The 4165-nt window shown below is 60.2% G+C and carries 5 protein-coding genes and 1 pseudogene; 4 read left to right on the plus strand and 2 right to left on the minus strand.

What is annotated here, in order from left to right; genetic code table 11:
- Positions 1-115: 115 nt before the first annotated feature.
- Positions 116-934, minus strand: coding sequence for a shikimate 5-dehydrogenase (locus QMX86_RS27515; RefSeq protein WP_282387639.1), 819 nt, complete (start codon positions 932-934; stop codon positions 116-118).
- 243 nt (positions 935-1177) lie between these two features.
- Here QMX86_RS27515 and QMX86_RS27520 point away from each other — a divergent pair, with 243 nt between their 5' ends.
- The 3 genes from QMX86_RS27520 to QMX86_RS27530 all read left to right on the plus strand — a co-directional run bounded on the left by QMX86_RS27520 (position 1178) and on the right by QMX86_RS27530 (position 2268).
- Complete coding sequence (locus tag QMX86_RS27520; RefSeq protein ID WP_024013471.1) at positions 1178-1558, plus strand: hypothetical protein; 381 nt, start codon at positions 1178-1180, stop codon at positions 1556-1558.
- Between the two features lie 229 nt (positions 1559-1787).
- Positions 1788-1982 carry a hypothetical protein gene (locus QMX86_RS27525; protein ID WP_016770691.1) on the plus strand — a complete coding sequence of 65 codons (195 nt, stop codon included), beginning with the start codon at positions 1788-1790 and terminating at the stop codon, positions 1980-1982.
- Between the two features lie 103 nt (positions 1983-2085).
- Positions 2086-2268, plus strand: coding sequence for a hypothetical protein (locus tag QMX86_RS27530; protein WP_130910467.1), 183 nt, complete (start codon positions 2086-2088; stop codon positions 2266-2268).
- Here QMX86_RS27530 and QMX86_RS27535 read toward each other — a convergent pair.
- The gene (locus QMX86_RS27535) at positions 2265-3326 is read right to left on the minus strand and encodes an AI-2E family transporter (protein ID WP_282387637.1); all 1062 of its coding nucleotides are present in this window, start codon (positions 3324-3326) and stop codon (positions 2265-2267) included. The genes QMX86_RS27530 and QMX86_RS27535 overlap by 4 nt on opposite strands.
- Positions 3327-3482: 156 nt before the next feature.
- On the opposite strand from QMX86_RS27535, the pseudogene QMX86_RS27540 reads away from it, so the two are divergent.
- Positions 3483-4037 (plus strand): annotated as a pseudogene (locus QMX86_RS27540) (U32 family peptidase); the annotation flags it as partial.
- Positions 4038-4165: the final 128 nt, after the last annotated feature.

Consider the following 4165-nt stretch of genomic DNA (forward strand, 5'->3'; position numbering starts at 1 on the left):
CGATTGACCCGCCGCCTTCGCTCGCTGGCTCGCTCCCACATTCAATCGCATTCCAGCTCAACCTGTGGGAGCGAGCCTGCTCGCGAAGAGGCCAGCCCAGCCACTAAAAGATCAATCAGCTGCGCGCAAAATCCACCGCCGCCGCAAACTGCGCCTCATTCGGCCGCACCCCGGTGTACAGGACAAATTGCTCCAGCGCCTGAATCGCTATCACTTCCAGCCCGGTGATCACTCGCTTGCCCTCGGCCCGCGCCCGCACGATCAGCGGCGTCTCCGAAGGAATCGCCACCACGTCGAATACAATCTCAGCCGCCTTGATCACTTCAGGCTCGAACGCCAGTTGCCCCGCCTCCGGCCCGCCGTCCATGCCTACCGGGGTGACATTGATCAGCATCTGCGGGCGCTCGCTGCCAAGCTCGGCCTGCCAGCGATAACCCAGCGAATCCGCCAGGGCGCGGCCGGCGCGCTCGTTACGGGCGACAATCAAACCGTTCTTGTAGCCACCATCGCGCAGGGCGCTGGCCACCGCTTTGGCCATGCCGCCGCTGCCGCGCAGGGCGAAGGTTGAATGTTTCGGCACCGCGTGGCTCTCCAGCAACTGCGCGACAGCGATGTAGTCGGTGTTGTAGGCCTTGAGATGGCCGCCAGTGTTGACGATGGTGTTGATCGACTGGATCGCCGCTGCCGAGGCATCCAGTTCATCGACCAGCGCAATGCAGGCCTCCTTGAACGGCATCGACACGCCGCAGCCACGAATGCCCAGTGCCCGGATGCCGCCGACCGCGCCGGTCAGGTCCTGGCTGCTGAACGCCTTGTAGTAGAAATTCAGGCCCAGCTGTTCATACAAATGGTTGTGAAAACGCAGACCGAAATTCCCCGGCCGCCCCGACAGGGACATGCACAGTTGGGTGTCTTTGTTCGGGTTCATCTGCATGAAACTTCTCCTTCAAACGCACTTTCGGATGGACGGGATTGGCCAGCCCACCGGGTTCTGAATCATCATTTAGGCTTGTTTGTGGCGCCGCGCAGCCGGGTAAAGAAGCCGGTACAGACCTTACACAAAATTTACCCAGCGGCTGTGCTGAATTTCGCAAATTTGCTGTCTTAGCTGTATCCCCGCGACAACTGTGGGCCTGATTCAGGCCGCGGCGCCGGGTCGAAGAACCGAGGACTTATCATGATTCGTAAACTTCCCATCATGGCTTTGTTGATTGGCGCACTTGCCGTCACCGGCCAGGCTGAAGCGGGTGGTGGCCATGGCTGGCAGGGCCCTGCAGTGTTTGGCGCGATCGTCGGCTCGGCCATCATCGGCTCGGCACTGATCAACCAGGATCGACCGGTGTATGTGCAGCAACAACCGGTTTATGTTCAGCCGCAACCGGTCTACGTGCAGCAACCGCCGCCACCGGTCTACTACCAACCGGCGCCGGTGTATGTGCAACAACCGGTCTACGTGCAGCCGGCCCCCGTCTACTATGGCCCGCCTCGTGGTTATTACGGTCGTCCCCACGGCTACTACGGCGGCCCGCATGGCTACTACGGTGGTCCACGCTGGTAAGCGCAATACAGAGCCCTGCTTTCGAGCGGGGCTTTTTTATGACCGCCGGTCGGCCAACGTCTGAAAAAATCTCGCCAAGGTCGCTGTGAGGACAGTTCGAGCAGCTAAAGTCGGCATGATGGAATCGACCGTCGGGCTTTTTTCATCAAACGGTCACCGCTTTGTCATGACGGAACCGCAATCTGAATCCGTCCGTAAACAACAGATCGATAACAACAAGGACGACTGTATGCCCACACAAAACCCGCACCGCATCGTCGGTCTGTGCACCTCGAGCAAGGTGTACAGCGCGCTCACCGAACTCAAGCATCTGGAAGGCCATCGCTGCGCCAAGCTGCTTTCCCTGCTCGCCGAAAACCTCGTGCACAAGGGCCTGCTCAATGAACGCGAAGTCATGCACATGCTCGATCAAGTGGTCGAATGACGGCAGACCTCACTGGCATCAATGACCACTATCGAAAGCGTTGATTTTCCGCAGCGCCAACGAGCCCCTAAGGTAGCCCCATCAGTTTGATGGAGGTTTCCCCATGGCACAGGTTCAAATCATGTCGGTGATCGGCAGCGCAGTTCCCGCTTCACTCCGCGCCTCGGGCTTGCTCGCCTGCTGGTATCTGGTGCGCGATGGCGAGCCGATCAGCGGCCCGCTCACTTCGTTGCCGGCAGCGCAGGCTTTGTCGCAACAGGTCGCCAGCGCCTCGTTCCGTGCTTAAGGCAGTTGCACCTTGGGCTTGGTCTCGACGAACAGCGCCCAGCTCGACAGGAACAACGCGGCAATCAGCGGCCCGATCACAAAGCCGTTGAGGCCGAAGACTGCGAGGCCGCCAAGGGTCGAGACCAGGATCAGGTAATCGGGCATTTTCGTGTCCTTGCCCACCAGTATCGGGCGCAGCACGTTGTCGACCAGGCCGATCACGAATACGCCGAACAAGCCCAGCACCACGCCCTGCCAGATCATGCCGCTAAGCAGGAAGTACGCCGCCACCGGCGCCCAGACAATCCCCGCGCCCACCGCTGGCAACAGCGACAGAAACGCCATCAGTACCGCCCAGAGCAGCGCGCTGGGAATGTCGAGAAACCAGAAAATCAGCCCGCCCAGCGCGCCTTGGGTCACGGCCACCACCACGTTGCCCTTGACCGTCGCGCGCACCACGCGGTTGAACTTCAGTTGCAGGCGGCGCTTGTGGTTTTCTTCCAGCGGCACGGCAGTGCGCATTTTGCGCGCCAGCTCGGGGCCGTCACGCAGGAAGAAAAACAGCAGATACAGCATGATGAAAAAGCTCACCACGAATTCGAATGTGCCCTGGCCGAAGCTGAACGCCTGAGTCGCCAGTGCCTGGCTGCCCTGCATCGCCGCTTTGACGATCTTCTCGCGCAAGCTGTCGAGTTCGCCCATGCCGAAGCGGTCGAGCAAGTGCTGAAAGTACGGCGGCAGGCTGTGCTTGAACTGCGCCAGATACGCAGCGATGTCCAGCTCGCCGCTTTCAATGTTCTTGTAGACCGTCGCGCCTTCCTGGACCAGCAGGATGCTGACGATGATCACCGGCAGAATCGCGATCACCAGGCACAGGCTCAAGGTGCACAGCGACGTCACGTTGCGTTGCAAACCGAACTTCTGCTGCAACCTGCGCTGTACCGGCGCAAACAGAATGCCGAGGATGACAGCCCAGAACACCGCGCCGTAAAACGGCAGCAGAATCCAGATAAAGGCCACCGTGACCAGCACCAGCAGCACTGTCAGGGATTTGAATTGCAGACTCTTTTCGTTCATATCCGGTCCATGTCAGTCAGGCGTCACGCACGCCCGCCCCACTTAGTCAGCCGCCGAGCGCGTGAGTGCCATGTTTATTCATGGAGCATAGATCCAGATCAATAAACCCTCGCAACAGCTGCCCTACCCTGCGCGGCTTTTGCGACCGACACCCAAATGCCAACTCTCATCGCCCCCGAGCTTCTCGCCCCCGCCGGCACCCTGAAAAACATGCGTTACGCCTTCGCTTATGGCGCCGATGCGGTCTACGCCGGCCAGCCGCGCTACAGCCTGCGGGTGCGCAACAACGAATTCGACCACGCCAACCTGGCGCTGGGCATCCGTGAGGCGCAGGCGCAGGGCAAGCGCTTCTACGTGGTGGTCAACATCGCCCCGCACAACGCCAAGCTGAAGACGTTTCTCAAGGATCTGGCGCCAGTGATCGAGATGGCCCCGGATGCGCTGATCATGTCCGATCCGGGCCTGATCATGCTGGTGCGCCAGCACTTTGCGCAGATGCCGATTCACCTGTCGGTGCAGGCCAACACGGTGAATTGGGCGAGCGTCGAGTTCTGGCAGCAACAGGGACTGAGCCGGATCATTCTGTCGCGCGAATTGTCGCTGGAGGAGATCGGCGAAATTCGCGAGCAGGTGCCGGGCATGGAGCTGGAAGTGTTCGTGCACGGCGCGCTATGCATGGCCTATTCCGGGCGCTGCCTGCTTTCCGGTTACACCCCCCGTGTCAGCCTACCTGTCACCTCTGTTGATTGACTCAACCATTCATGGGGGCGAAGGTGTCTAGCAATGCCGAAGCGTTATGACGATGACTTCAGAGACTGGGCTGTTCTTCAAATGATGCC

Origin of the sequence: Pseudomonas sp. PS01270, from assembly GCF_029959775.1 — a bacterium.
In the GTDB taxonomy this organism is placed as follows: domain Bacteria; phylum Pseudomonadota; class Gammaproteobacteria; order Pseudomonadales; family Pseudomonadaceae; genus Aquipseudomonas; species Aquipseudomonas atacamensis.